The organism is Tardiphaga sp. GW821-FHT12E02, from assembly GCF_058807155.1.
On sequence record NZ_JBXAQK010000001.1, the window covers coordinates 3,440,015 to 3,465,794 of the forward strand.

Sequence of the window (25,780 nt, forward strand, 5' to 3'; positions counted from 1 at the left end):
GCTTCGCCTCATCCGCCCTGCGGTCATAACTTAGTTACACGCCTCCACATTCGTCAGCCCGATCCGCATGTCCTTCTGCACCAGCCGGCAGCCGGGACGGACCGGGCGGCAGCCGGCGGCGTCGCAGACGATCTGGCCCGAGGGCTGCACGGCACGTGGTGCACGGGCCTGCGCACGCGGGCGATCGAGGTCTTCGGCATCGACGCGCTCGCGGCGCGGCACATTGCGCTTCGCCTCGTTGCGGCCGCGTTTCTTCTCGCATTCATTGTCGTCATTGAGGACGCTGCCGCGGGTACAGACGATCTTGACGCATGCGTCACCATCGGCGCGGCTGCCATGGGCGCAGGCGAGGGGACACACGCGAGACACCTTCGCCTTGAGGGCATCGAGCGCGTCGCCGCTTGCGGCCTTGCTGTCGAATGTGGTGGAAGCATAGCGATTGAAGCGCTCCAGCGATTTGGTGGAGGCGCTGGTCCAGTTGTCCTGTACCGCGCCTTGCAGACAGCCGACGCGTTGCAACTCGACCTGGACCTGTCGCGGCAGATCTGTCGGCGTCGAGACTGTTGGCGGAGCGGCTGGCATGACAGCGGCAACGCGCGGCGTTTCGGCGCGCGCGGTCTGAGCGGCCCCGGAGGGAAGTTTTGCGAGCTGCGCCTTGGCGAGATTGGCGTAGAAGCCGTTCGGATGCTGGCCAAGAAAAGCGTTCCAGCCATCGCTGGTGCCGACCTGCATGGCGAGCTCGTAGTCGCGGCGCGCTTCGACTTGTGCATTGGCCGCGGGGGCAGCCACCGGCACCAGCGCAACATCCTCGCCGCCCAGCGAGCCATAGACATAGGGCTCCTGACGGTTGCCGGTATCCTTCATGACCTCGTCGCGGACGAAGCCGAAGGCTTTGCGCAAATCGAGGCCCGGTGTCGCGATATGGCGCACGAGCGCCGTTGTGAACGGGCTGTTCTTGCTGTCGCCATCGAGCGCTGTGGATCCGGCCTTGGCCGAATAGGCGATCAGCGTGTTCGGGCTGGCCGGCTCCACCTTGGCGAGGCCGCGCGGGATCGCGCGCGTGGCTGTGGTGCGCTTCATGCTCTTGAGAAAGGGGTTATCGCGGCAGGCATCGAGGATCACCAGCCGCAGCTTCCTGGCCGGCTCGACGGCGGTCAGTATGCGTTCCAGCGAAAACGCTTCGTCATAGACGTCGGTATCGCGCTCCAGCAGCGCATCGGTCGGGATGAGGTAATTGCTGCCCTCTACCTCGATGCCATGGCCGGCGAAATAGATCACCGCGACATCCGCCGTGCGCGCCTTGTCTGCAAAGTCGCGCAGCGCCCGGCGCATCTCGGTGCCTTTCAGATCGCGACGGCTTTCGACGATATCGAAATTCGCAGCCTTCAGCGTCTCTGTCATCGCATTGGCATCGTTGACGGGGTTCGCAAGCTTGATGACGTTCTGATAGGCCGAGTTGCCGATCACCAGAGCGACACGCTTGTCGGCCAGCGCCGGCTGGCTCAGCAGCGCGGCTGCAAAGGCGAGGGAAGCCATCAGGCCGAATTTGCGCATCGAACGCCCCTGAATTGCGACGCCTGGAGTTTAACAGTTGCGCCCGATGTCACCAGACCGGGCTCTGTCGTGTGGTTTGTCGCGCGCTTTGGGCGACCGGTTCGATCGACAGCAACCCGGACGGGTCGGGGGGCACTGTCGTCACGCAGTTGTGTACGCAAACCCGGCGCCAAGCTGCATCCTCCTTTCAAATGACGAATTCATGCACTTGCATGCTTCCGCCGGATGGGAGATGGAACAAGGATTGGTGCGGTGCCATGTCGGCGCCGAAGAGGGACAATTCATGACCACTCACAGCGTTGCCGTCATTGTCGGCAGCCTCCGTAAACAGTCGTTTTCGCTCCGGATCGCCCAGGCGCTGGCCAAGCTGGCGCCGGCGTCGCTGAAGCTCAACATCGTGACCTTAAACGACCTGTCGTTCTTCAACCAGGATCTGGAAGCCAATCCGCCGGCCGACTGGGTCAAGTTCCGTGAGACCGTGCAGGGGGCAGACGCTGTGATCTTTGTCGCCCCGGAATACAACCGGTCCGTGTCAGGCGTACTCAAGAACGCCATCGATGTCGGTTCGCGCCCCTATGGCAAGAGCTCGTTCCTCGGCAAGCCCACCGGCATCGTGACCTCATCGCCGGGCCCGATCGGTGGCCTCGGCGCGGCGCTGGCCCTGCGCCAGACCCTCCCGGGCATCACCGGCCCGATCCTGCCGCAGCCCGAAATCTACCTCAACGCCGTCGGCGACGCGTTCGACGAGCATGGCGAGATCATCAAGGAATCGATCCGCCCGGTGCTGCAGGCCTATATCGACGCCTTCGCCGCCTGGGTTGCACTGCATAAGAAATAACATTTCTGTTCGCCCCGCGGCCCGGTTGTTAGCGTCGCTTTAACCGGGCCGTCGCATTTTCAGGCATGGTCAAACATACCCGCCTGAAATCGGTCCTGACCGGCCTCGTGCTCTATGCCGTGGCCGCGCTCTTGGTCAGCTATTTCGGCATGAACGCCTATACCGGCAAATATGGCCTGAACGCGCGGCAGGAGCTCGATCAGGAGATCACCGCGCTCACCTCCGAACTCGTCCAGCTCAAGAAAGAACGCGCCAAGGCCGAACAGCGCGTGTCGCTGCTGCGGGCCAATGGCATGGACCCCGACATGCTCGATGAGCGTGTGCGCTGGCAGCTTGATTATGCGCATCCGCGCGACGTCATTCGCGTGATCAAAGCGAACTGAGATTCACCTCTCCGCAATGTGAGTCGCGATCGTGCAGAGCAGTGCTGCTTTGCATGAATGCGATGGTTAGCGCTTTGTCGCCAATTGTTGCGATGAAATGACGGCTCTGCTCATTTCTATTCCGCAAATTACAAAACGCGTCGCTGTCATGTTCTAAAGTTTCACACTCTCGCTGCAGTGCGAAATAACAGTGTGGCATTCCGCGCGACGCAATCCCTTTCACCGCGCAAGTAGTTGGAGTAGGAAGAACTTACTTCCTCTCTCGCATCCGGAATTTCCATGGCCGCAACGAAGAAAAGCGCTCCCGCAGAGCAGGCATCGAGCAATGACGCCAAGTCGTCAACGCCACCCGCTTTCAACCGCGATCAGGAGCTGCGCGCGCTGCGCGACATGTTGCTGATCAGGCGCTTTGAAGAGAAGGCCGGCCAGCTTTACGGCATGGGCGCCATCGGCGGTTTCTGCCATCTCTATATCGGCCAGGAAGCCGTCGTCGTCGGCATGCAGATGGCACTAAAGGATGGCGATCAGGTCATCACCGGTTACCGTGACCACGGCCATATGCTGGCTTGCGGCATGGAAGCCAACGGTGTGATGGCCGAGCTCACGGGACGCCGCGGCGGCTATTCCAAGGGCAAGGGCGGCTCGATGCACATGTTCAGCCGCGAGAAGAACTTTTATGGCGGCCACGGTATCGTCGGCGCGCAGGTCTCGCTCGGCACGGGTCTGGCTTTTGCCAATCGCTACCGTGAGAACGATCTGGTCAGCGTCGCTTACTTCGGCGATGGCGCGTCGAACCAGGGCCAGGTCTATGAGAGCTTCAACATGGCGGAGCTCTGGAAGCTGCCGGTGATCTACGTCATCGAGAACAACCGCTACGCCATGGGCACCTCGGTCGTGCGCTCGTCGGCGCAGACCGATTTCTCCAAGCGCGGCGTGTCGTTCAACATTCCGGGCGAGCAGGTCGACGGCATGGATGTCCGCGCCGTGAAGGCCGCTGCCGACAAGGCTGTTGCCTGGTGCCGCGCCGGCAAGGGCCCGTACATTCTGGAAATGCAGACCTACCGCTATCGCGGCCACTCGATGTCCGATCCCGCAAAGTATCGTACCCGCGAGGAAGTCGAGAAGATCCGCCACGACCAGGATCCGATCGAGCAGGTGCGCAACCGCCTTCTGGAAATGAAGGTCAGCGAGCAGGACCTGAAGGCGATCGACGCCGAAGTGCGCGAGATCGTCAATGCGTCGGCCGACTTCGCACAGAACGATCCCGAGCCGGATGCGTCCGAGCTCTACACCGACATCTACCGCTAAGAAGCGCGCAAGCAAGAGCGATCCGGAGTTACTATGGCAATTCAAGTGCTGATGCCCGCGCTGTCCCCCACCATGGAAAAGGGCAACCTTTCGAAATGGCTGAAGAAGGAAGGCGACACCATCAAGTCCGGCGACGTGATCGCCGAGATCGAGACCGACAAGGCGACGATGGAAGTCGAAGCGACCGATGAAGGGACGCTCGGCAAGATCCTGGTGCCGGAAGGCACCAATGACGTCGCGGTGAACACGCCGATCGCCACCATCGTGGCGGAAGGCGAGGACGCCAATGCCGAGCCGGAGCCGGCAAAGCAGAAGGCCGCGGACGCCGCGCCGCCTGCCGATGCCGAGAAGACGCCGGAAGCCAAGCCGACCGATGCTCCGAAGGAAGAAGCCAAGGGTGCCAAGACGCCAGAGGCGCCAAAATTCGAACTGCTGCCCGATCCGGATATTCCCGAGGGCACCGAGATGGTCACAATGACCATCCGTGAAGCGCTGCGCGACGCCATGGCCGAGGAAATGCGCCGCGACGCCGACGTGTTCGTGATGGGCGAGGAAGTCGCCGAATATCAGGGCGCCTACAAGGTCACCCAGGGCCTGCTGCAGGAATTCGGTGCGCGTCGCGTCATCGACACGCCGATCACCGAGCACGGTTTTGCCGGTGTCGGCGTCGGTGCGGCCATGGCCGGCCTGAAGCCGATCGTCGAGTTCATGACCTTCAACTTCGCCATGCAGGCCATCGACCAGATCATCAACTCGGCTGCCAAGACGCTCTATATGTCTGGCGGCCAGATGACCGCGCAGATGGTGTTCCGCGGCCCCAACGGCGCCGCCGCCCGCGTCGGCGCGCAGCACAGCCAGGACTACTCGGCCTGGTATGCGCAGGTTCCCGGCCTCAAGGTGATCGCACCGTCGAACGCCGCCGACTACAAGGGCCTGCTCAAGGCTGCGATCCGCGATCCCAATCCGGTGATCTTCCTCGAGCATGAAATGCTCTATGGCCAGACCGGCGAAGTGCCGAAGCTCGACGACTACGTGCTGCCGATCGGCAAGGCGAAGATCGTGCGCGCCGGCAAGGACGTCACGCTGATCTCATGGTCGAATGGCATGACCTACACGCTGAAGGCCGCCGAAGAGCTCGCCAAGGAAGGCATCGAGGCGGAGGTCATCGATCTGCGCACGCTGCGTCCGCTCGACACCGAAACGATCCTTGAGTCGGTGAAGAAGACTTCTCGCGCCGTGACGGTGGAAGAGGGCTGGCAGCAGAACGGCGTCGGCGCCGAACTCGCCGCACGCATCATGGAAGGCGCATTCGACTATCTCGATGCGCCGGTCGCGCGCGTGTCGGGCAAGGACGTGCCGATGCCCTACGCCGCCAATCTCGAAAAGCTCGCGCTGCCCTCGGTGGCCGAGGTCGTCGCTGCCGCCAAGGCCGTCTGCTATCGCTAACAGCGGGGAGGCTGACATGGCCGGTCCGAAGGAACAGTCGCTGCCGCCGGATGTCGAGGGACGCGAGGACGCAACCGAAGTGTTGCGTGCTTTCGTGGTCGATGGCGGGTTGTCGATCGCGTTCATGCGCGCCTTCGAGGAGCCGGACATGTGGGGGCTTCTGCTGGTCGATATCGCGCGTCACGCTGCGCGCGCCTATGGGCGCGAGAGCGAATTCACCGAGGACGAGGCGCTGCAGCGCATCGTCGAGATGTTCGAATCCGAGATTGCTCGTCCGACCGACATGGGCGCCACCACGCCGCGGTCGCAACAAGGTCACTGACAATGCCGATTAACATTCTGATGCCTGCGCTGTCGCCCACGATGGAGAAGGGCAACCTTGCCAAGTGGCTCAAGAAGGAAGGCGACACCGTCAAGTCCGGCGACGTGATCGCGGAAATCGAGACCGACAAGGCGACGATGGAAGTCGAAGCCGTCGATGAAGGCACGATCGCGAAGATCCTGGTCGCGGAGGGCACGGCGGACGTGCCGGTGAATGACATCATCGCGATCCTTGCCACCGAAGGCGAGGACGTGAAGGCAGCGGCCAGCGGCGGCGGTGCGGCGAAGCCGGAAGCCAAGGCCGAGGCGAAGCCCGAGCCGAAGGCGGAAGCGAAATCAGAAGCCAAATCGGAGCCGAAGGCTGAAGCCAAGCAGGACGCACCGAAGCCGGCTGCTGCGCCTGCGCCCGCGACCAATGGAGCGCGCGTATTCTCGTCGCCACTGGCCCGTCGCCTCGCCAAGGAAGCAGGTATCGACGTCGCCCGCGTCAACGGCACCGGTCCGCGTGGCCGCGTCGTTGCGGCAGACGTCGAGAAGGCGAAGTCGGGCGGCGCGCTGAAGGCGCCGGCTGCTGGTGCAGCATCTGGTGCGCCCGCCGGCGTGGCTGCGCCCGCGATGTCCGATCAGGCGATCCTCGGCCTGTACGAGGAGGGCTCCTACGAGAGCGTGCCGCATGATTCCATGCGCCGCACGATCGCGCAGCGCCTGACGGCTGCCACCAATTCGATGCCGACCTTCTATCTCACGGTGGATTGCGATCTCGGCAAGCTCTCCTCGGCGCGCGAAGAGATCAACGCCGCCGCCGGCAAGGACAAGGACGGCAAGCCGAACTACAAGCTGTCGGTCAACGACTTCGTCATCAAGGCGATGGCCGTCGCACTGCAGAAGATTCCGGAAGCCAATGTGTCGTGGACGGAAGCGGCGATGCTTCGCCACAAGCATTCCGACATCGGTGTTGCCGTCGCGTTGCCATTTGGTCTGATCACACCGATCATCCGCCAGGCCGAGATCAAGACGATTTCGCAGATCTCCAACGAGATGAAGGAGCTCGCCGCGCGCGCCAAGGCGAAGAAGCTGAAGCCGCATGAATATGAGGGCGGCGCGTCGTCGGTGTCCAATCTCGGCATGTTCGGCATCAAGGACTTTACTGCGGTGATCAACCCGCCGCAGTCATCGATCCTGGCGGTCGGCACCGGCGAGGAGCGGGCGGTTGTGCGTAACGGCCAGATCGTCGCCGCGACCATGATGAGCGTGACTCTCTCTTGCGACCACCGCGCCATCGACGGCGCGCTCGGCGCGGAGCTGATCACGGCGTTCAAGAAGCTGATCGAAAATCCGGTGATGATGGTGGTGTAGTTTTTTGTTTCCCTCTCCCCCTGTGGGAGAGGGTGGATCGGACGCGAAGCGGCCGAGACGGGTGAGGGGTATGCACCAGCCTGTGTCCTATCAGAAGCGCGCTTTCGCAAAATCCCTGCGAGTGAATGCGACCGAGACTGAAAAGACGCTGTGGCGCTTGCTGCGATCCCGCCGCCTAACAAATTTGAAGTTTCGCCGGCAGGTGCCGATTGGTCCTTGGATCGTCGATTTCGTCTCGTTTGAACGACGTTTGGTCGTCGAGGCCGATGGCAGCCAGCATGCAGAGAGTGAGCGCGATGAACGCCGCGATCAGGATTTGAAAGAGCGAGGTTTTCGCGTCCTACGTTTCTGGAATAACGACATTTTGCTGCGCTCGGAGCAGGTGCTCGAAGCCATCTACGACGCAGCCCAGACCAACCCCTCACCCGTCTGCGCGCCAAGGGGCGCGCATCCACCCTCTCCCACAAGGGGAGAGGGAAGCAAGAGCGAGTAACCCATGTCCGATAATTCCTTCGACGTCGTCGTCATCGGCTCCGGTCCCGGCGGCTATGTGACGGCCATTCGTGCCGCGCAGCTCGGCTTCAAGACGGCGATCGTCGAGAAGGCCTATCTCGGCGGCATCTGCAACAATTGGGGCTGTATCCCGACCAAGGCGCTGCTGCGCTCGGCGGAAATGTATCACGCCTTCCAGCACGCCAAGGATTACGGCCTGTCCGCCGACAACGTTTCCTTCGACATCAAGGCCGTCATCGCGCGCTCGCGCGGCGTGGTGAAGCGCCTGAACGGCGGCGTCGAATTCCTGATGAAGAAGAACAAGATCTCCATCATCTGGGGCGAAGCCACGTTGGAAGCGCCGGGCAAGTTCTCGGTGAAGAAATCCCAGGCCGAAGCGCCGAAAGGTTCGCTGGGCGAGGGCAGCTACACCGCCAAACACATCATCGTCGCCACCGGCGCCCGCCCGCGTGCGCTGCCGGGTCTCGAGCCCGACAAGAAGCTGGTCTGGACCTATTTTGAGGCGATGAACCCGGACAAGATGCCGAAGTCGCTGCTTGTCGTCGGCTCCGGCGCCATCGGCATCGAATTCGCGTCGTTCTACCGCTCCTTCGGCGCCGAGGTGACCGTGGTGGAAGTGCTGCCGCAGATCCTGCCTGTGGAAGATGCCGAGATCGCCGCCTTTGCGCGAAAACAGTTCGAGAAGCAGGGCATCAAGGTGCTCGCCAATACCAAGGTCACGAAGCTCGACAAGAAGGCCGACAGCGTCGTTGCCACCATCGATGACGGCAAGAAGCCGGTGCAGCAGGAATTCGACCGCGTCATTTCGGCGGTCGGCGTGGTCGGCAATATCGAAGGTTTCGGCCTTGAGAAGCTTGGCGTGAAGACCGAGCGTGGCTGCATCGTCATCGACAAATACGGCAAGACCAATGTCCCTGGCATCTATGCCATCGGCGACGTCGCCGGTCCGCCGATGCTGGCCCACAAGGCCGAGCATGAGGGCGTGATCTGCGTCGAGGCCATCAAGGGCATGAACCCGCATGGCATGGACAAGACCCTGATCCCGGGCTGCACCTATTGCCATCCTCAGATCGCCTCGGTCGGCGTTACCGAAGCCAAGGCCAAGGAAGCCGGCAAGGAGATCCGCGTCGGCCGCTTCCCATTCGTGGCCAATGGCAAGGCGATCGCTCAGGGCGAGGACCAGGGCATGGTGAAGGTGATCTTCGACAAGAAGACCGGCCAGCTGCTCGGTGCCCATATGGTCGGTGCCGAGGTCGTCGAGATGATCCAGGGCTTCGTGGTCGCCATGAACCTTGAGACGACGGAAGAAGAGCTCTTCCACACCATCTTCCCGCATCCGACCATTTCGGAGACGATGAAGGAAGCCGTTCTCGATGCCTATGGCCGGGTATTGAATACCTGAGGCCGTTAAGTAGGAAGCGTAGGATGGGTTGAGCGCAGCGAAAACCCATCACCCTTCGCGCAGGTGGTGATGGGTTTTCGCTCCGCTTAACCCATCCGACGTCCTCCCGATTATGGTTGCCTGCCTGCAACGCCTGTTGCTCGCCTGCCACAGTTCCCCAGCATTTAACCCTGTCCAGCGGTGGCGAGCGCCGCCGCCGCTATTTGGCCACACGTCTTCGTGAGATCATGTCTCGTCAGCCAGTAAGGCGGGCGTGCTCCAGATCGGCGGGATGTCAGTGGGATTGTCCCGGATCCTTGGAGCGGCCCGAGACACCAGGTTCGCGATGGACGTCGGGACGAACATCAAGCCGCGTTTGCAGGGTCGCCATAAGGCGGCTGGCCTGCATTGGCCGTTCATGGCCGGCAATGTGCCCAGCCATCATGTGTCCCGGCATCACGAAATCTTCAAAAAGACTCCGTTTGTCTCCGGTTTGCACCCAGTCAGCCGTGATGTCGTCAAAGACATCGCAGAGATTGCCAGCATCCCGTTGTTGACGATGACAGCGCTCCATCCGGAGGCCCCGCAGGGGTCTGCCGATGCGTGCTGGATGATTGCGGAGAACCCGGCGGCCGTGACCCCACATTCCCACCAGGACGGTTTGCGTTCTGCCGACGAACACAGCGCCGCGTCCGGCGATGTCGTTGGGGTGACAGGGAATCAGGCCATAGACGTGTTGTTCACCGTGACCTCGTCCGGCGCAGGGATTTCTAACGGAAAGTTGACCGATCGCGGATGGGATGCGCGCAAGTCCAAACGGACTGCCTGCGCGACCAATGCCGCGTCGGGACTACATACGAGCGTCGTTGAACGAGACCGATTTGCCAGTGCGGGCGCCAGCCTTTCCGGCGGCGACCTTGAGAAACATAGTTATGCGGATATTTGAGCGTATCGTTTTTGTGGCGTTGGCGTGGAGCGCGGTCGTCGTGGCCGGGCCGGCGCTGGCCTTTGACGGCTCGCCGGTGGGCGGCAGCGATGTTGCACCATCCGTGCTTCCGGCAATGCCCGGCGTGCCGGCCCCGATCGCCAAGAAGCCGGCCGCCAAAGCCGAGAATTCACTCACCGCCCTGCAATACGCCGCCGAAGGCGGCCACCCGATCGCCCAGTGGAAGCTCGGCCGGATGTATGCCGACGGCAATGGCGTGGCCCAGGACGATCTGCGCGCGTTCGAATATTTCAGCCGCATCGCCAATGCCCATGCTGAAGACTCGCCATCGGCGCCGCAGGCGGCGATCGTCGCGAACGCCTTCGTGGCGCTCGGCCGCTATTATCTCGACGGCATCCCGAATTCGAAGATCAAGTCCGATACCGAGCGCGCGCGCGAGATGTTCTCTTATGCCGCGTCCTATTTCGGCAATGCCGACGCGCAATACGATCTTGCCCGCCTGTATCTGAAGGGCATCGGCACTCCGCGAGACGCCAAGTATGGTGTGCGCTGGCTCGGCCTTGCCGCGCAGAAGGGCCAGCACCAGGCGCAAGCCTTGCTCGGCCAGATGCTGTTCAACGGCGAGGCTTTGCCGCGCCAGATGGCCCGTGGCCTGATGTGGCTGACGCTGGCCCGCGACAATGCCGGCCCGGACGACACCTGGATCCGCGACAGCTACGCCAAGGCCATCGCCAAGGCCTCCGAAGACGACCGCGCCATGGCGCTGCAGATGCTCGAGCACTGGGTGCAGGGCAAGCGGGATTGAAATAGTTTCGATTGTCATCACCCGGCTTGACCGGGTGATCGAGTAGACACCGGCTTGGCGCTGGCATCCTGAACATTGGCAGCACCGTTTACTGGATCGCCCGCTCGAGCCGGGCGATGACAGCATTAGCTCGTCATGCCGCTTCCAGATCCAGATCGATCCACACCGGCACGTGGTCGCTCGGTTTCTCCCAGCCGCGAACATATTTATCGATACCGACATCGACGAGCTTGTCGCTGGCCTGCGGTGACAGCAGCAGGTGATCGATGCGGATGCCCCAGTTCTTCTGCCAGGCACCGGCCTGATAGTCCCAGAACGTGTATTGGCCGGGCTCGTCGGTGACCGCGCGAAGCGCATCGGTCATGCCGAGGCCGAGCAGGGACTGGAAGCTCTCGCGGGTCTCGGGCTTGAACAGGGCGTCGTTGATCCAGGCCGCGGGATTATGGACGTCGCGGGCCGCCGGGATGACGTTGAAGTCGCCGGCAAGGATCAGCGGCTCTTCGGTCTTCAGCCGTAGTTTGGTGAATTCGCGCAGCCGCTCCATCCAGCGCAGCTTGTAGGGATACTTTTCGGTGTCCACTGGATTGCCATTCGGCAGATACAGGCAGGCAACCCGCACGACGCCGGATTTCAGCGACACCACGCCTTCAATAAAGCGGGCATGTTCATCCAGATCGTCGCCGGCAAGGCGGGGCGTTGCCTCGTCCAGAGGATACTTGGAGAGCAGGGCGACGCCGTTGAACGTTTTCTGGCCGTGGGTGACGACGTTGTAGCCAAGCGCCTCGATGGGCTCGCGCGGGAAAGCGTCGTCCATGCATTTGATCTCTTGCAGGCAGACGATGTCCGGCTGGCATTCCTTGAGCCAGGTCAGCAGATGATCCAGCCGCTGGCGGACCGAGTTCACGTTCCAGGTGGCAATTCTCATCTGATGGGATTCCGGTAACAACAATGGCAAAATTGCGTCGCGGTGGCATACCATCCCCTGCGGCGTCATGATACGCTTTAAGCCTAAAGCGCACAGGCGCCGAGACAAACAGTCAGGGACGGATACGGGGGGCGACACCCGAACTTCGACCAAAAAGACTGTACCAGGTGACGAAGGCCACATGAAGAAACGCACGCTGACTGCTGTTGTCGTCCTCGCAGGCGTCGCCGTCGCCGGCTATGCCACACGTTCCCAGTGGATGGCCGGTGATAAGGCCCCAACCCAGCCCCGCGCACGCATCGTCGCTGTGGAGCTTGCCAAGGCCGAGCGCAAGCCGGTGCCGGTCGATGTTGACTCCATCGGCATGGTGACGCCGATCTCCTCGGTGGCCCTCAAATCCCGGCTCGAGACCACTATCACCTCCGTCCATTTCGAAGATGGCGCCAAGGTCAATCAGGGCGATCTTCTCTTCACCCTCGATTCGCGCCAGATCGACGCCCAGATCGAACAGGCCGAAGGCACGCTGGCCCGTGACCAGGCGCAACTCGCCGGCGCCGAGCGCGATGTTCGGCGCTTCAGCGATCTGATCGGCAAGGGCGCCACCACCCAGGTCAGCGTCGACAACGCCAAGACCCAGACCGACATTCTGGCCGGCACCATCAAGGCCGATCAGTCGATGCTGGACAATCTCAAGGTCCAGAAGAGCTACACGATCATCAAGGCGCCGTTCTCGGGCCGGATCAGCGCCGCCAATGTGAAGATCGGCAATTTCGTGCGGCCGGCCGATACGGCGCCGCTGGCCACCATCAACCAGATGGCGCCGGTCTATGTGACCTTCACGATTCCGCAGCGCCTGCTTGCCGATCTGCGCGATGCCATTGCGGCCGGCACCACCAAGGTGATCGCCACGATTCCGAACAGTGAGCGTTCAGAGGCCGGCAAGGTCGCCATGATCGAGAACACCGTCGACTCCACCACCGGTATGGTCACGGTCCGCGGCATTATGGATAACGCCAGCGAGATCCTGTGGCCGGGGACTCTGGTTCAGACCAAGCTCATCATCCGGATCGAGGACGGCGTCACGGTGCCAACGGTCGCCGTACAGCGCAGCCAGACCGGAAACTTTGTCTTCGTGGTGAAAGACGGCAAGGCGCAGGTCCAGCCGGTCGAGGTCGATCGCACGTTCCAGGGCCAGTCGGTCATCACCACCGGCCTGTCCGGGAATGAGGACGTGGTGGTGGATGGCCAGTTGCTGCTGACCCAGGGCACCCAGGTCGAAGCGCGCAAACGCAAGGCCGGGGCCTGAGCCATGACCCTCTCGGAGATCTGCATCCGTCGCCCTGTGATGACCACGCTCATCACGGCGACGATCATCGCATTTGGCATTTTCGGCTTCCGCCTGCTGCCGGTCTCGGCGCTGCCGAAAGTTGACTTCCCGACCATCGCGGTGACGGCGACGCTGCCGGGCGCCAGCGCCGACACGATGGCGGCCTCGGTCGCCGGCGTCATCGAGCGCCAGCTCTCGACGATTGCCGGCATCTCCTCGATGTCGTCGTCGTCGTCCCAAGGCACGACGCAGATCACCATCCAGTTCGATCTCAATCGCAGCATCGATGCCGCAGCGCTCGACGTGCAGACGGCGCTGACCATCGCGCAACGGCGGCTGCCCATCGAGATGACGATCCCGCCGAGCTTTCGGAAGGTGAATCCGGGCGATTTCCCGGTGCTCTTTATTGCGCTGACGTCGGAAACCTTGCCGCTGTCCGCGGTCAACGAGTTCGGGGACATCACCATCGGCCAGGCGCTGTCGCAGATTCCCGGCGTGGCGCAGGTGCTGATCTACGGGCCGCAGAAATTCGCCATCCGCGTCCAGGCCGATCCGGAAGCAGCGGCCGCGCGTGGCCTGTCGCTGGAAGACATTCGCAGCGCGGTGTCGCGCGCCAATTCCTCGACGCCGGTCGGCACATTGAACGGTCCGAAGCAGGACATATCCCTGCAGGCCTCCGGCCAGATGACCAAGGCGGCCGATTACAGCCAGATTGTCGTCGCCTGGCGCAACGGCTCGCCGGTGAAGCTGAACGAAGTCGCGAAGATTTATGACGCCGTCGAGAACGACAAGGCGGGCACATGGCTGAACGGCAAGCGCGCCATCGTGCTGGCGATCCAGAAACAGCCCGATGCCAACACCGTCGCCGTCGTCGATGCCGTCCGCGAGCGCCTGCCGGCGCTGCGTGCCCAGATCCCGGCCTCGGTCGAGGTGAATATGATGATGGACCGCTCGGTCTCGGTCCGTGAAGCCGTCGCCGATGTCGAGGAGACGTTGCTGATCGCCGTGGTGCTGGTGATCATCGTCATCTTCCTGTTCCTGCGCTCGGCCTCGGCCACGTTCATCCCCGCGCTGGCTGTACCGATCTCGATCCTCGGCACCTGCGCGGTCATGTACATGCTGGATTACTCCATCAACAACATGACGCTGCTGGCGCTGACGCTGTCGGTCGGCTTTGTCGTGGACGATGCCATCGTCATGCTGGAGAACATCGTCCGCCATATCGAACACGGCATGAAACCGTTCGAGGCCGCACTGAAAGGCGCGCGAGAAATCGGATTCACGATCATCTCGATCACCTTCTCGCTGATCGCGGTGTTCATTCCAGTGCTGCTGATGGGCGGCATCGTCGGTCGTGTATTCCGCGAATTCGCGGTCACCATCTCGGTCGCCATCATCGTCTCTGGCTTCGTGTCGCTGACGCTGACGCCGATGCTGTGTGCGCGCGTGCTGAAGGCGCATGATCCCAACCACAAGGACAACATCGTCCTGCGCCTGTTCGAACGCATGTTCGCGGCATGGCTGCGGGGCTATGAATGGACCCTCGATCGTGTGCTGGCCTACAAGGCCGTGATGCTCATGGTGACCTTCGCGACTCTCGGCGGCACCATCTGGCTCTATATGGTGGTGCCCAAGGGCTTCTTCCCGCAGGAAGACACGGGCTTCCTCACGGGCATCACCGAAGCCGCTACCGACACCTCGTTCGAGGCCATGCGGGTGCGTCAGGCGGCGTTGGTCGATATACTGAAATCCGATCCTGCGGTCGAATACATCAACTCCACCGTTGGTTCCGGCGGCCCCAATGCGACCGCGAACTATGGCCGTCTGTTCGTCGCGCTGAAGCCGAAGAAGGAGCGTGAAGCGGCGCCGATCGTGATGGCGCGTCTGCGTCAGAAGGCGACGGCGGTGCCGGGCCTGCAGGCCTTCTTCCAGAGTATCCAGAATCTGAACATTGGCGGGCGTCCGTCGAAGAGCCAGTATCAATACGTCCTCCAGAGCAGCGACACCGAGCAGCTCTATCGTCTCGCGCCGGAAATGCGCGAGGCGATCGCGAAGGTGCCGGGCCTGCTCGATGTCACGACGGATCTCTACATCAAGAACCCGCAGATGACCGTCGACATCGATCGTGAAAAAGCGGCAGTCTACGGCATCACCGTCGACCAGGTGCGCAACCAGCTCTACAACGCTTTTGGCGCGCGACAGATCGGCACCATCTACACGCCGACCAACGATTATCAGATCATCCTTGAGGCGCAGCCGCAGTTCCGCATCGATCCCAGCGATCTGTCAAAGCTGTATATGAAGACCTCTGGTAACCAGACCATTCCGCTCAGTGCGGTTGCAAAACTGGTGCCGACGGTCGGCCCGCTGCAGATCAATCATCAGGGCCAGCAGCCGGCGGTGACGATCTCCTTCAACCTGCAGCCCGGCTATTCGCTCGGCTATGCGGTTGACCAGATCACCAAGATCGAAAGCGACTCGAAGCTCCCCGTGACCATCGCGACCGGTTTCTCTGGTACTGCGCAGGTGTTCCAGGATTCACTGCGCGGGCAGGGCGTGCTGATCCTTGCGGCCGTGTTCGCGGCCTTCGTGATCCTCGGCATTCTCTACGAGAGCTTCATCCATCCGATCACGATCATTTCCGGCCTGCCGTCAGCCGGCATCGGTGCCATCCTGACGCTGATGCTGTTCAAGATGGAAATGTCGGTCATTGCGATGATCGGCATCGTGATGCTGGTCGGCATCGTCAAGAAAAACGCCATCATGATGGTCGATTTCGCGCTGGACCGTCGTCGCGTCGGCCTGTCGGCGGAACACGCCATCCGCGAAGCCGCGCTGCTGCGCTTCCGCCCGATCATGATGACCACCTTCGCGGCGATTTTCGGCACGCTGCCGATCGCCATCGGTGCCGGTGCAGGCGCCGAGCTGCGCCAGCCGCTCGGCGTCGCCGTGGTGGGCGGTCTCTGCCTGTCACAGCTGCTCACGCTATACATCACGCCGGTGATCTACATCTATCTTGATCGCATCGACCTCAAGCTGAAGCGCAAGCTGCAGCCGCAGGTCGTGGACGACGAGATCGACGGCCGGCCACGCGCCGTTGCGGCGGAGTAAGAAAATGATCTCGATGAAAGCGTTCAGCGCAGCAGTTATAGCGGCCATCTGCCTTGTAGCGCCGGCGCGCGCCAACGAGCCGATCGAAATCTTCGACGCCCACATGCACTACAACTGGGAGCCGAAGCCCTATTATCAGCCCGACGAAGTGCTGGAGGTCTTCAAGCGCAACCGCGTCACCGGCATCCTCGCCACCAGCCGCCCGAATACCGGGACGCATGCGCTGATGGACAAGCAGGCGGAAGGGAAGGCCGGCGGCTTGCAGGTCGTGCCGTTCATCCGGCCGTATCGGATCCGCGCGGATATCGGTTCGTGGTTCAACGATCCCGTGATCTTCGATCTCGTGCAGGAAGAGTACAAGCGCGGCTACTATCGTGGCGTCGGTGAGTTCCATCTCACCGGCAAGGCGGCCGATACCGAGATGGTGAAGAAGACCGTTGATTTCGCTGTCGAGAAAAACCTCTATCTGCATGCGCATGCGGATGCAGAGGCCGTCGAAATCCTGATGCGCCATAATCCCAAAGCGCAAATCATCTGGGCGCATACCGGCTTCAGCCTTGGCGCTGACCGCGTCGCGGCGATGCTGGCAAAATACCCAAAACTGTGGGGCGAGCTGTCCTATCGCAGCGGGATCGTCGATGGCGGCGGCAAGCTGACGCCGGAATGGCGAAAACTGTTCGAGACCTATCCTGATCGCTTCCTGGTCGGCTCCGACACCTGGGTGCCGGAGCGCTGGGCGAGCTATGACGACATCATGGCAAACTACCGCGCCTGGCTAGCGCAGCTACCGCCGGCGATTGCGAAGAAGATCGCCCACGGCAATGCGCGGGCGCTGTTCGCGGAGAAGTAAATCGCTCCGCGATCAGCCCTGCACCGAGTAGCCGCCATCCACCGGAATGGCGGCACCGGTGACGAAATCCGACGCACGCGATGCGAGGAACACGGCGATCCCCGCGAAATCACCCGGCGCGCCCCAGCGGCCTGAAGGTGAACGCGCGAGCACGCGGTCATGCAGGCCATCGACCTCGCGCCGTGCGTTCTGCGTCAGCTCCGTATCGATCCAGCCAGGCAAAACCGCATTGCACTGGATGTTGTCGGGTGCCCAGGCAATCGCGCAAGAGCGTGTGAATTGCACGATGCCGCCTTTGCTGGCGCCATAGGCCGGCGAGAAGCTCGCGCCGAAGATCGACATCATCGAACCGATATTGATGATCTTGCCGCCGCCAGCTTCCTTCATGGCCGGATAGACGGCCTGCGAGATCACGAAAGCGCTGGTGAGATTGGTCTTGATGACGCTGTCCCATTCGTCCAGTGCGAGCTTGTCCGGTGTCTTGCGCACATTCATGCCGGCATTGTTGATGAGGATATCGACGCGTCCGAACGCCTGCAGCGTATCGGCGACCATGGCCTTCACGGCGGCGCTGTCATTGACATCGATAGTCAAGGCGATCGCCTTCAAGCCGCTTGTGGCAAGCTCGGTGACGGCCGCTTCCGACTTCGCCTGATTGCGTCCGGCGATCACGATGGATGCGCCAGACGCGGCAAGCCCGCGCGCCATGCCAAGGCCGATCCCGCCATTGCCGCCGGTGACAATGGCCACGCGGCCGGTGAGATCGAACAGTCCTTTGGTCATCGTGTCGTCCTCTTCACGAAATCAGCTTTGAATGGAGAACCCGCCATCGACAGTGAGTGCTGCACCATTGACGAAGTCGGATGCGGCGCTTGCAAGAAATATAGCGACGCCAGCGAGATCGTCCGGGCGGCCCCAGCGCGCGGCGGGCACGCGCGATATGATGCGGTCATGTAGTTCGGGGACGCGCTCCTTGGCGCGGCTGGTGAGGTCCGTATCGATCCAGCCCGGCAGAATCGCATTGCTCTGGATGTTGTCCGCGGCCCACGCGGTTGCGAGCGAGCGGGTAAATTGCAGGATGCCGCCTTTGCTGGATGCATAATTCGCAGCACCTCCCGCACCGAGTTGTGCCAGCACCGAGGCAATGTTGATGATCTTGCCGCCGCCTGCGGCTTTCATCGTGGGATAGACCGCCTGCGCGCAGATGAAGGGCGCGGTCATGTTGACGTCGATCACCCTTTGCCAGTCGGCAAGTGCCATCTCCGCGAGCGGCGCGGATACACTAATTCCGGCATTGTTGATCAGGATGTCGATCCGCCCGAATCGGTCATGCGTTGCTGCGACCATCGCCGCCACCGAGTCGGGATCAGTCACGTCGGTCACGCAAGCGAGAACCTGATGACCCGCGCGTTCGAGCGAGGTTTTAGCGATTGCCGAGTTGTCGGCGTTGCGATCGGCGATGGTGACCGCCGCGCCGGCTTCGGCAAGTCCACGTGCCATTGCGAGCCCGATACCGCCATTGCCACCGGTGACGATGGCCACGCGGCCCGACAGATCAAAAAGCTGGTTGGTCAAATCATCCATCCCGTTCTTTGCCGGCGCGTTCTCTGGCGCGCCTGACCGGGATCATCGCAAGAGCGACGAGGTGATGGAAGAGGATTTACGCGGAGGGGCGAGAGAAGACGAATCCGATCAGGCCAATGCCGACGGCAGCGAGTGCGGCGCCATAATAGGCCCACGGCATCTGGTTGATCATGAAACTCGTTCGCGGCCACGGCACGATGCCCGTGCCCTGACCGATCCACAGCACGCCGATCAGGAAGGCGAATATTCCGAGAGTCAAAAAGGGCACACGCATAACAAGGTTACGCGCGCGCGCCGTTTGAGTTTCAACGGGACGTGGCGAAAGTCTTAGACGTCCAGCAATTCGTCGCTGGCGAATTCTGCCTTGTCCGAGATGAAGGCAAAGCGTGCTTCGGCCTTGGTCCCCATCAGCCGCTCGACGGAGTCGGCGGTGCCTTCACGATCGTCCGGCAGCAGCTGCACGCGCAGCAGCGTGCGGCGCGACGGATCCATGGTGGTTTCCTTCAGCTGCGCCGGCATCATCTCGCCAAGACCTTTGAAGCGGCCGATATCGACCTTGGCATTGGCGTTGAACTCGCTCTTCAAAAGCGCATCGCGGTGCGCCTCGTTGCGGGCATAGACCGTCTTGCTGCCATGGGTGAGGCGATAGAGCGGGGGTACTGCGAGATAGAGATGCCCTTCGTCGATCAGCTTCGGCATCTGCCGGTAGAAGAAAGTGATCAGCAATGATGCGATATGCGCGCCGTCGACGTCGGCGTCGGTCATGATGATCACGCGCGAATAGCGCAAGTCTTCCTCGCGATACTGGGGTCCGGTGCCGCAGCCGATCGCCTGCATGAGGTCGGCGAGCTGGGTATTGGCCGTCAGCTTGTCCTTGGTCGCCGAGGCGACGTTCAGGATCTTGCCGCGCAGGGGCAGAATGGCTTGCGTCTTGCGGTCGCGCGCCTGCTTGGCGCTGCCACCGGCCGAGTCACCCTCGACAATGAACAGTTCCGAGCCTTCGGTCGCGGTATTGGTACAGTCGGCCAGCTTGCCGGGCAGGCGCAGCTTCTTCACCGCCGTCTTGCGCGAGGTTTCCTTTTCGGCACGGCGGCGCAGACGCTCGTCGGCACGCTCCAGCACGAATTCGAGCAGCTTGTTGGCCTGCACCGGATTGCCCGAGAGCCAGTGGTCGAACGGGTCCTTGATGGCCTGCTCGACGATCTTCTGGGCTTCGGCGGTGGCCAGGCGGTCCTTGGTCTGACCCTGGAATTCGGGCTCGCGCACGAACACCGACAGCATCACGGCGGCGCCGACCATCACGTCTTCCGAGGTGATGGTGCCGGCGCGCTTGCCCTGGCCGACGCGCTCGGCGTGGTCCTTCAGGCCGCGCAGCATGGCGCTGCGCATGCCGCTTTCATGCGTACCGCCATCCGGCGTCGGCACGGTGTTGGTGTAGGACGCCATGAAGCCGTCGGCATCGGCGGTCCAGGCGACGGCCCATTCGCAGGCGCCATGGGAGCCGTTGCGACCGGATTTGCCTGAGAAGATCTCCGGATGCACCAGCGTGTCGGCGTGGATCGCTGCGGCGAGATAGTCCTTCAGGCCGCCGGGGAAGTGGAAGGTGGCTTCCGGTGGCGTATCCTCGATGCCCTTGAGCAGTTCGGGATCGCACTTCCAACGGATCTCGACGCCGCCGAACAGATAGGCCTTCGAGCGCGCCATCTTGAACAGGCGCTGCGGCTTGAAATGGGCCTTGGCGCCGAAGATGTCGGTGTCCGGCTTGAAGCGCACCCGGGTGCCGCGGCGGTTATGGACCTTGCCGAGCTCCTGCAACTTGCCCTGCGGGATGCCGCGGGCAAAGGTCATCTTGTAGAGCTGTTGGTTGCGCGCGACCTCGACCTCGCAGAGCGAGGAGAGGGCGTTGACTACCGAGACGCCGACGCCGTGCAGGCCGCCTGAGGTCTCGTAGACCTTGGAGTCGAACTTGCCGCCCGCATGCAGCGTGCACATGATGACTTCGAGCGCCGACTTCTTCGGATGTTTTGGGTGCGGATCGACCGGGATGCCGCGGCCGTTATCGGACACCGTGAGGAAGCCGTCGGCCGCGAGCTCGACTTCGATGAAGGTCGCATGGCCCGCCAGCGCCTCGTCCATCGAGTTGTCGATCACTTCCGCAAACAGGTGATGAAGTGCCTTTTCGTCGGTTCCGCCGATATACATACCCGGCCGACGACGCACCGGCTCAAGGCCTTCGAGCACCTCGATGTCGGCGGCAGTGTAGCCGGCTTCCGCATTGGCAGCCTTGGGGGCTGCCTTGGCGGGCGTAGCGGATTTCGGGGTGGCCGATCCAAAAAGGTCGGCTTTGTCTTTTGGTTTCAGTGCCTTGGCCATATGTCTTGAAGTCTTGTCTGATGTATCGCCGCGGCATGTCGCGGCGAATCGTTGGGATGACTATGCCACGACTGGGCTGTCCATGGGCTAACCGGCCAGCGACGCCGGGGTCAGGCCACGGCGGCGGAGCGCTCGGTGCGTAGCACGATCACCACGAAAAGCACCATGGCTGCGAGCATGATCAGCGAGCCGATGATTGGAACCGCCATATAGGCGTGATTGGCCAAAAGCGTAATGCCGATCCCGATCGGGAACATCAGCCCGCCGACAATATGCAGCCAGCCCTGAACCCGGGCCAGCAGGCTGCGACCAACGGTCGGTACCACCCGATAATATAGCCCGAACAGAAACAGCAGCACGCCACCGACTAGGTTCAGGTGGGCATGTGCAGGAGACAGCAGGAAGTCCTGTTTGATGCCCATGACGATGCCGGCAACCATCCCGACCAGCAATACGACAGCGCTCACGCAGATCATCAGCGATCCGATCATCTTCTCATCCTCTTGGATTATGATTGGCCGGCGGGGAGCCGTTATCGGCAAGCCGGCGGAGAGCCTATTAGGCGACGCAACCCAAGGATGGTTCAGCGATACCGGTCACGAGTTCGGGATGCGCCATCGGACGTCATGTCCGGTTTTCGGGGATCGGACACTGTGTGGTAGCCACTCACCGCAGTGACGGGAAAGGACGAGCGCATGACGGGACGGAGCTTTCGACGATGGGGCATGGCACTGGCACTTGCAGTGGTGACCGCAACATCGCCAGCGCTTGCTCAAACCGTCAGGAACGTCCCCGAAAACAACGCGTCTGTCGCACGTGCCAACAATGCTGCGGTTTCGCTGTTCAAGAAGGGGGATTATGCGCGGTCGCTGGCGGCGCTGGATGACCTGATCCGGCGTCACCCCAATGCCGCGCTTCCTTATTCCACCCGCGGTGCCGTGTACTTCCAGCTCAAGAAATATGACGAGGCGGTCAAGGACTACACGCAAGCGATCGGTCTCGGCCAGAACGACACCGTCACGGTGCTCAATCGTGCTTCGGCCTATTCGAAGAACGGCGAGTTCGACAAGGCACTCGATGATTGCAATGCGATCATTCGCGTCAACCCGCGCAATGCGGTCGCCTATCGCGTTTGCGGCGTGGCCTATCAGGGCAAGGGCGACGTTGAGCGTGCCTTCACCAATCTGGACGAGTCGGCACGCATGGACCCGCGCGCCGGCAAGACCTTTGTCGCGCGCGGCATGGCCTATGAGCAGATCGGGCAAAGCGAGAAAGCGAAAGCGGATTTCGCGCAGGCCGGCCGGGTTGATCCATCATCCGTCACCCCGCGCGAAATGGCCGAGGCCCGCGAGCGCGCGATGGGCCTCGCCACGGCGTCCAAGCCGGCACCGCCGGTTGTCATGGCCGCGCCCGAACCTGCTGCCGATCCAACACCAACTGTGATCGCGCAGGACGCACCGGGTGGCGAGACCCGCGTGGCGCTGGTGATCGGAAATGGCGCCTACGCTTCGGTGCCGAAACTGCCAAATCCAAACAGCGATGCCAGGTCGGTCGCGGACTCGCTCCGGGCCGCCGGCTTCAAGACGGTGCATCTCGACAATGACCTCACCGCCACGGCGATGCGCGAGAGGCTGAATGCGTTCTCGGCGGAGGCGTCGCAGGCCGACTGGGCCGTCGTCTATTATGCCGGGCACGGGATCGAGGTGAATGGCATCAACTATCTCATCCCGGTCGATGCGAAGCTGAAGACCGACCGTTCCGTCCAGTTCGAGGCGGTGCCTCTGGACTCCGTACTGACCAGTGTCGAAAGCGCGCGAAAGTTGCGGCTGGTCATTCTGGACGCATGCCGCGACAATCCGTTCCTGCGCGACATGGCCAAGACGGTCGCCAGCCGCTCCGTGGGGCGCGGGCTTGCCCGGATCGAACCGGAATCGAGCGCGACCCTCGTGGCTTATGCGGCCAAGGCCGGGCAGGTGGCATCGGATGGTGTGGCCGGGCAGGCCAATAGTCCTTTTGCAACTGCGCTGATCCGCAACATGCAAAAGCCCGGCGTCGAGATCCGCAAGTTTTTTGGCCTGGTTCGCGATGACGTCATGGCGGCCACGGGACAGACCCAGGAGCCGTTTGTCTACGGTTCGCTGGGCGGCGATGACTATTTCCTCCGCAAACCGTGATGATCATGTCGCAGGGCTGTGGCTGGCATTTGACCGGCGGCTCTGGCAAGACGTCACGCCATGGCAGACGCTTTCCACGGCCTCACAGAATTTGTGAGGGAGCATCAGGCTTGGGCTGCACCCATCGTCCTGATCCTTGCTTTCTGCGAGTCACTCGCATTCATTTCGTTGCTGGTCCCGGCCTGGGGCGCGCTGGTTGCAATCGGCGCGCTGGTCGCTGCCAGCGATCTCAGCATATGGCCGGTGCTGATCGCCGGAGCCATTGGCGCCGCCTTGGGTGACTGGCTGTCTTACTGGTTCGGCTTCAAATACAAGGACCGCGTTGCCCAGATGTGGCCGCTGTCGAAATATCCCAACCTGCTGCCGCGCGGCGAGGCCTTCATCCAGAAATGGGGCGTCCCGAGTATTTTCATCGGGCGCTTTTCCGGTCCGCTGCGTGCGTCGGTGCCGCTGGTGGCCGGCGTTTTTGAAATGCCATATTGGCGCTTCCAGCTCGCCAATTTTACATCGGCCTTTGTTTGGGCGGGCGTGCTCATTATGTGCGGCGATGCATTGTCGGTCGCCACCGAATGGGCCCTCAAACTCAAGTAACTTACCGGAATAATCGTCTCGTCCAGGTGTTGATCGGGCGCTGGGCGATCTGCTGTCTCGCGGAAATGTCAAACCGCTGATAAAGATCGCTGCGACATTTGCCCGGCATCATGCTGGTCAGTTTCACTGGAGGGATGGATCATGGACTTGTCACGTCGTCAGGCTCTCACCGGCGCCGCTGCGCTTGCAGCAACGCCGCTCGTTTCAGCAATCCCCGCCAAGGCCGCTGCGCCGCTCGCCGACAAGCAAGCGCCGAGCTTTTATCGCTACAAGGTCGGCGATGCCCAGGTGAACGTGATCTCAGACGGCGCCAACACCTTTCCGCTGGCCGACACCTTTGTGCTGAATGCGAAGAAGGACGAGGTCAACGCGCAGCTCGAAAAGTCTTTCCTGCCGAAGGACAAGATGACCATCCACTTCGCGCCGCTGGCCATCAACACCGGCGGCAAGCTGGTGGTGATCGACACCGGCAACGGCCCGGGCGCATTCGCTGCAACCAAGGGCAATGTCGGCCAGTTCGCCAGTAACCTCGCGGCCGCCGGCATCGACGCGAAGAATGTCGATACGGTGGTGATCTCGCATTTCCACGGCGACCATGTGAATGGTCTTCTCGCGGCCGATGGCACGCCGGCTTTCCCGAATGCTGAAATCTTGGTGCCGGCCGTGGAGTGGAAGTACTGGAACGACGACGGCGAACTCGCCAAGGCGTCCAGCGATCGCATGAAGGGCCTGTTCGCCAGCAACCGCAAACTCTTCAATGACGGTCTCAAGGGCAAGGTCACGCCCTATGAGTGGGGCAAGGACGTCGCTCCAGGCCTGCTCGCCGTGGAGGCCGTCGGCCACACGCCGGGTCACACCTCGTTCATCCTGTCGTCGGGCAGCGACAAGCTGTTCATCCAGTCCGACATCACCAATCAGCCGGCGCTGTTTGCGACCAATCCCGGCTGGCACCTGATGTTTGACCAGGATCCGGCCCAGGCCGAAGCCACCCGCCGCAAGGTCTATGACATGCTGGTGGCCGAGAAGATGCGCGTGCAGGGCTTCCACTATCCGTTCCCGGCCAATGGCCACGTGGTCAAGGACGGCAGCGGCTACCGCATCGTGCCGGCGCCGTGGAGCCCGGTGTAATCTCGCGACAAACAGCTTCTGTACGGACCTTGAGAGTAATGCATTTTTGCATTACTCTTGAGGTTGTTCGGAGGTCAGATCATGACGGTATTGACGGTTACCGCACGAGGCCAGGTTACGTTCCGGAAGGACGTGCTCAAGCATCTCGGCATTCAGCCGGGCGACAAGATCAGAGTCGATCTCTTGCCCAATGGTCGGGCCGAACTGAAGGCCGATCAAGGCAATGGTTCCTGGGATGAGCTCAGCGGGCTTCTCGACGGCAAAGGAAACGGCGTCCGGCTGACGATCGACGAACTCAATGACGCGATCGCGGATGCCGGTGCTGCAGCTGGTCTGCGCGGGCTCAGACGTAAGTGAAGATCGGCGTTGATACAAATGTGCTGGTGCGTCTCGTTAAAGGGGACGATGATCTGCAACAACGACGTGCGACTGCGGCTTTAAAAGATGCCGAGCTGATCGCAGTGAGCGTCCACGCACTTTGCGAATTCGTCTGGGTGCTCGATCATGTTTATCGGATCGACAGGGGCGATGTTGCCGATGCTATCCGTCGCATTCTCAATATCCGCAACGTCGTGACCGACCGTGCGGCCGTCGAGGCAGGTCTGGCGATCCTCGATGCCGGCGGAGATTTTGCCGACGGGGTGATCGCGTTCGAAGGGCGATGGCTTGGTGGCGAGACTTTTGTGTCGTTCGATAAGAAAGCGGTGAGGCTGCTCGAAAAGCAGGGGACCGCAGCCCGGCTACTGTCTTCATAAACAACCTTGACGTTTCCCGCCCGCGCCTCTATGTCCGCGGCCATGATCGATTTCGTGACCAGCGCCATCGCCCGCCGTCGCCGCATTCCCGCGGCAGCAGGCGCTCGTCTC

25 protein-coding genes are annotated in these 25,780 nt (G+C 62.1%); 18 read left to right on the forward strand and 7 right to left on the reverse strand.

The window, feature by feature from the left end; genetic code table 11:
* Positions 1–30 precede the first annotated feature (30 nt).
* Positions 31–1,554: a caspase family protein gene (locus AC1RQ5_RS16280; protein ID WP_493200270.1), complete on the reverse strand. Its 1,524-nt coding sequence runs from the start codon at positions 1,552–1,554 to the stop codon at positions 31–33.
* Positions 1,555–1,837: 283 nt separating this feature from the next.
* On the opposite strand from AC1RQ5_RS16280, the gene AC1RQ5_RS16285 reads away from it, so the two are divergent.
* The 10 genes from AC1RQ5_RS16285 to AC1RQ5_RS16330 all read left to right on the forward strand — a co-directional run bounded on the left by AC1RQ5_RS16285 (position 1,838) and on the right by AC1RQ5_RS16330 (position 10,851).
* The gene (locus tag AC1RQ5_RS16285) at positions 1,838–2,392 is read left to right on the forward strand and encodes an NADPH-dependent FMN reductase (protein ID WP_493200272.1); all 555 of its coding nucleotides are present in this window, start codon (positions 1,838–1,840) and stop codon (positions 2,390–2,392) included.
* 65 nt (positions 2,393–2,457) lie between these two features.
* Complete coding sequence (locus tag AC1RQ5_RS16290; protein ID WP_493200274.1) at positions 2,458–2,775, forward strand: FtsB family cell division protein; 318 nt, start codon at positions 2,458–2,460, stop codon at positions 2,773–2,775.
* 279 nt (positions 2,776–3,054) lie between these two features.
* Positions 3,055–4,083, forward strand: a complete 1,029-nt coding sequence (pdhA, locus tag AC1RQ5_RS16295; protein ID WP_398476477.1) for a pyruvate dehydrogenase (acetyl-transferring) E1 component subunit alpha — start codon at positions 3,055–3,057, stop codon at positions 4,081–4,083.
* Between the two features lie 33 nt (positions 4,084–4,116).
* A complete protein-coding gene (locus tag AC1RQ5_RS16300; RefSeq protein WP_493200276.1) occupies positions 4,117–5,529 on the forward strand; it encodes a pyruvate dehydrogenase complex E1 component subunit beta in 1,413 nt (470 codons plus the stop codon).
* Positions 5,530–5,545: 16 nt separating this feature from the next.
* Positions 5,546–5,851, forward strand: coding sequence for a DUF5076 domain-containing protein (locus AC1RQ5_RS16305; RefSeq protein WP_398476473.1), 306 nt, complete (start codon positions 5,546–5,548; stop codon positions 5,849–5,851).
* A 2-nt stretch (positions 5,852–5,853) separates the two neighbouring features.
* Positions 5,854–7,206 (forward strand): pyruvate dehydrogenase complex dihydrolipoamide acetyltransferase, encoded by a 1,353-nt coding sequence (locus tag AC1RQ5_RS16310; protein WP_493200277.1) that lies wholly within the window; start codon positions 5,854–5,856, stop codon positions 7,204–7,206.
* A gap of 70 nt (positions 7,207–7,276) precedes the next feature.
* The gene (locus AC1RQ5_RS16315; protein ID WP_493200279.1) at positions 7,277–7,699 is read left to right on the forward strand and encodes an endonuclease domain-containing protein; all 423 of its coding nucleotides are present in this window, start codon (positions 7,277–7,279) and stop codon (positions 7,697–7,699) included.
* A 3-nt stretch (positions 7,700–7,702) separates the two neighbouring features.
* Positions 7,703–9,121 carry a dihydrolipoyl dehydrogenase gene (lpdA, locus tag AC1RQ5_RS16320; RefSeq protein ID WP_493200281.1) on the forward strand — a complete coding sequence of 473 codons (1,419 nt, stop codon included), beginning with the start codon at positions 7,703–7,705 and terminating at the stop codon, positions 9,119–9,121.
* A gap of 397 nt (positions 9,122–9,518) precedes the next feature.
* Complete coding sequence (locus AC1RQ5_RS16325) at positions 9,519–10,046, forward strand: hypothetical protein (RefSeq protein ID WP_493200283.1); 528 nt, start codon at positions 9,519–9,521, stop codon at positions 10,044–10,046.
* The gene (locus AC1RQ5_RS16330; protein WP_493200285.1) at positions 10,033–10,851 is read left to right on the forward strand and encodes a tetratricopeptide repeat protein; all 819 of its coding nucleotides are present in this window, start codon (positions 10,033–10,035) and stop codon (positions 10,849–10,851) included. Before AC1RQ5_RS16325 ends, AC1RQ5_RS16330 begins: the two co-directional genes overlap by 14 nt.
* Positions 10,852–10,984: 133 nt before the next feature.
* Here the strand turns inward: AC1RQ5_RS16330 and xth are convergent, their stop codons facing one another.
* Complete coding sequence (gene xth, locus AC1RQ5_RS16335) at positions 10,985–11,776, reverse strand: exodeoxyribonuclease III (protein WP_493200287.1); 792 nt, start codon at positions 11,774–11,776, stop codon at positions 10,985–10,987.
* A gap of 181 nt (positions 11,777–11,957) precedes the next feature.
* On the opposite strand from xth, the gene AC1RQ5_RS16340 reads away from it, so the two are divergent.
* The 3 genes from AC1RQ5_RS16340 to AC1RQ5_RS16350 are packed head-to-tail and all read left to right on the forward strand — an operon-like array spanning position 11,958 to position 17,064.
* Positions 11,958–13,082 (forward strand): efflux RND transporter periplasmic adaptor subunit, encoded by a 1,125-nt coding sequence (locus tag AC1RQ5_RS16340; protein ID WP_493200289.1) that lies wholly within the window; start codon positions 11,958–11,960, stop codon positions 13,080–13,082.
* Between the two features lie 3 nt (positions 13,083–13,085).
* Positions 13,086–16,214, forward strand: a complete 3,129-nt coding sequence (locus tag AC1RQ5_RS16345; protein WP_493200290.1) for an efflux RND transporter permease subunit — start codon at positions 13,086–13,088, stop codon at positions 16,212–16,214.
* 4 nt (positions 16,215–16,218) lie between these two features.
* Positions 16,219–17,064 (forward strand): amidohydrolase family protein, encoded by an 846-nt coding sequence (locus AC1RQ5_RS16350; RefSeq protein ID WP_493200292.1) that lies wholly within the window; start codon positions 16,219–16,221, stop codon positions 17,062–17,064.
* A 12-nt stretch (positions 17,065–17,076) separates the two neighbouring features.
* Here the strand turns inward: AC1RQ5_RS16350 and AC1RQ5_RS16355 are convergent, their stop codons facing one another.
* From AC1RQ5_RS16355 to AC1RQ5_RS16375, 5 genes are all read right to left on the reverse strand, one after another.
* Positions 17,077–17,847 carry an SDR family NAD(P)-dependent oxidoreductase gene (locus tag AC1RQ5_RS16355; RefSeq protein WP_493200294.1) on the reverse strand — a complete coding sequence of 257 codons (771 nt, stop codon included), beginning with the start codon at positions 17,845–17,847 and terminating at the stop codon, positions 17,077–17,079.
* A 21-nt stretch (positions 17,848–17,868) separates the two neighbouring features.
* A complete protein-coding gene (locus AC1RQ5_RS16360) occupies positions 17,869–18,639 on the reverse strand; it encodes an SDR family NAD(P)-dependent oxidoreductase (RefSeq protein ID WP_493200296.1) in 771 nt (256 codons plus the stop codon).
* Positions 18,640–18,724: 85 nt separating this feature from the next.
* Positions 18,725–18,916, reverse strand: a complete 192-nt coding sequence (locus tag AC1RQ5_RS16365) for a hypothetical protein (protein ID WP_493200298.1) — start codon at positions 18,914–18,916, stop codon at positions 18,725–18,727.
* A 59-nt stretch (positions 18,917–18,975) separates the two neighbouring features.
* Positions 18,976–21,021, reverse strand: coding sequence for a DNA topoisomerase IV subunit B (gene parE, locus AC1RQ5_RS16370; protein ID WP_493200300.1), 2,046 nt, complete (start codon positions 21,019–21,021; stop codon positions 18,976–18,978).
* A 110-nt stretch (positions 21,022–21,131) separates the two neighbouring features.
* Entirely contained in the window at positions 21,132–21,512 is a 381-nt protein-coding gene (locus AC1RQ5_RS16375) for a hypothetical protein (protein ID WP_493200302.1), read from the reverse strand.
* A gap of 234 nt (positions 21,513–21,746) precedes the next feature.
* Here AC1RQ5_RS16375 and AC1RQ5_RS16380 point away from each other — a divergent pair, with 234 nt between their 5' ends.
* From AC1RQ5_RS16380 to AC1RQ5_RS16400, 5 genes are all read left to right on the forward strand, one after another.
* Positions 21,747–23,195, forward strand: coding sequence for a caspase family protein (locus AC1RQ5_RS16380; protein ID WP_493200304.1), 1,449 nt, complete (start codon positions 21,747–21,749; stop codon positions 23,193–23,195).
* 60 nt (positions 23,196–23,255) lie between these two features.
* Positions 23,256–23,786, forward strand: a complete 531-nt coding sequence (locus AC1RQ5_RS16385; RefSeq protein ID WP_493200305.1) for a DedA family protein — start codon at positions 23,256–23,258, stop codon at positions 23,784–23,786.
* Positions 23,787–23,927: 141 nt separating this feature from the next.
* Positions 23,928–24,914 (forward strand): MBL fold metallo-hydrolase, encoded by a 987-nt coding sequence (locus tag AC1RQ5_RS16390; protein WP_493200307.1) that lies wholly within the window; start codon positions 23,928–23,930, stop codon positions 24,912–24,914.
* A gap of 81 nt (positions 24,915–24,995) precedes the next feature.
* Positions 24,996–25,271 carry an AbrB/MazE/SpoVT family DNA-binding domain-containing protein gene (locus AC1RQ5_RS16395; protein ID WP_493200309.1) on the forward strand — a complete coding sequence of 92 codons (276 nt, stop codon included), beginning with the start codon at positions 24,996–24,998 and terminating at the stop codon, positions 25,269–25,271.
* Entirely contained in the window at positions 25,268–25,669 is a 402-nt protein-coding gene (locus AC1RQ5_RS16400) for a type II toxin-antitoxin system VapC family toxin (protein ID WP_493200310.1), read from the forward strand. Before AC1RQ5_RS16395 ends, AC1RQ5_RS16400 begins: the two co-directional genes overlap by 4 nt.
* The last annotated feature ends 111 nt before the right edge of the window (positions 25,670–25,780 follow it).

What these genes read in the sequence shown, in the direction of transcription:
- AC1RQ5_RS16280 (WP_493200270.1), bottom strand. Translation starts at nt 1,554, where the DNA reads ATGCGCAAATTCGGCCTGATGGCTTCCCTCGCCTTTGCAGCCGCGCTG.
- AC1RQ5_RS16285 (WP_493200272.1), top strand. Translation starts at nt 1,838, where the DNA reads ATGACCACTCACAGCGTTGCCGTCATTGTCGGCAGCCTCCGTAAACAG.
- AC1RQ5_RS16290 (WP_493200274.1), top strand. Translation starts at nt 2,458, where the DNA reads ATGGTCAAACATACCCGCCTGAAATCGGTCCTGACCGGCCTCGTGCTC.
- pdhA (WP_398476477.1), top strand. Translation starts at nt 3,055, where the DNA reads ATGGCCGCAACGAAGAAAAGCGCTCCCGCAGAGCAGGCATCGAGCAAT.
- AC1RQ5_RS16300 (WP_493200276.1), top strand. Translation starts at nt 4,117, where the DNA reads ATGGCAATTCAAGTGCTGATGCCCGCGCTGTCCCCCACCATGGAAAAG.
- AC1RQ5_RS16305 (WP_398476473.1), top strand. Translation starts at nt 5,546, where the DNA reads ATGGCCGGTCCGAAGGAACAGTCGCTGCCGCCGGATGTCGAGGGACGC.
- AC1RQ5_RS16310 (WP_493200277.1), top strand. Translation starts at nt 5,854, where the DNA reads ATGCCGATTAACATTCTGATGCCTGCGCTGTCGCCCACGATGGAGAAG.
- AC1RQ5_RS16315 (WP_493200279.1), top strand. Translation starts at nt 7,277, where the DNA reads ATGCACCAGCCTGTGTCCTATCAGAAGCGCGCTTTCGCAAAATCCCTG.
- lpdA (WP_493200281.1), top strand. Translation starts at nt 7,703, where the DNA reads ATGTCCGATAATTCCTTCGACGTCGTCGTCATCGGCTCCGGTCCCGGC.
- AC1RQ5_RS16325 (WP_493200283.1), top strand. Translation starts at nt 9,519, where the DNA reads ATGGCCGGCAATGTGCCCAGCCATCATGTGTCCCGGCATCACGAAATC.
- AC1RQ5_RS16330 (WP_493200285.1), top strand. Translation starts at nt 10,033, where the DNA reads ATGCGGATATTTGAGCGTATCGTTTTTGTGGCGTTGGCGTGGAGCGCG.
- xth (WP_493200287.1), bottom strand. Translation starts at nt 11,776, where the DNA reads ATGAGAATTGCCACCTGGAACGTGAACTCGGTCCGCCAGCGGCTGGAT.
- AC1RQ5_RS16340 (WP_493200289.1), top strand. Translation starts at nt 11,958, where the DNA reads ATGAAGAAACGCACGCTGACTGCTGTTGTCGTCCTCGCAGGCGTCGCC.
- AC1RQ5_RS16345 (WP_493200290.1), top strand. Translation starts at nt 13,086, where the DNA reads ATGACCCTCTCGGAGATCTGCATCCGTCGCCCTGTGATGACCACGCTC.
- AC1RQ5_RS16350 (WP_493200292.1), top strand. Translation starts at nt 16,219, where the DNA reads ATGATCTCGATGAAAGCGTTCAGCGCAGCAGTTATAGCGGCCATCTGC.
- AC1RQ5_RS16355 (WP_493200294.1), bottom strand. Translation starts at nt 17,847, where the DNA reads ATGACCAAAGGACTGTTCGATCTCACCGGCCGCGTGGCCATTGTCACC.
- parE (WP_493200300.1), bottom strand. Translation starts at nt 21,021, where the DNA reads ATGGCCAAGGCACTGAAACCAAAAGACAAAGCCGACCTTTTTGGATCG.
- AC1RQ5_RS16375 (WP_493200302.1), bottom strand. Translation starts at nt 21,512, where the DNA reads ATGATCGGATCGCTGATGATCTGCGTGAGCGCTGTCGTATTGCTGGTC.
- AC1RQ5_RS16380 (WP_493200304.1), top strand. Translation starts at nt 21,747, where the DNA reads ATGGCACTGGCACTTGCAGTGGTGACCGCAACATCGCCAGCGCTTGCT.
- AC1RQ5_RS16385 (WP_493200305.1), top strand. Translation starts at nt 23,256, where the DNA reads ATGGCAGACGCTTTCCACGGCCTCACAGAATTTGTGAGGGAGCATCAG.
- AC1RQ5_RS16390 (WP_493200307.1), top strand. Translation starts at nt 23,928, where the DNA reads ATGGACTTGTCACGTCGTCAGGCTCTCACCGGCGCCGCTGCGCTTGCA.
- AC1RQ5_RS16395 (WP_493200309.1), top strand. Translation starts at nt 24,996, where the DNA reads ATGACGGTATTGACGGTTACCGCACGAGGCCAGGTTACGTTCCGGAAG.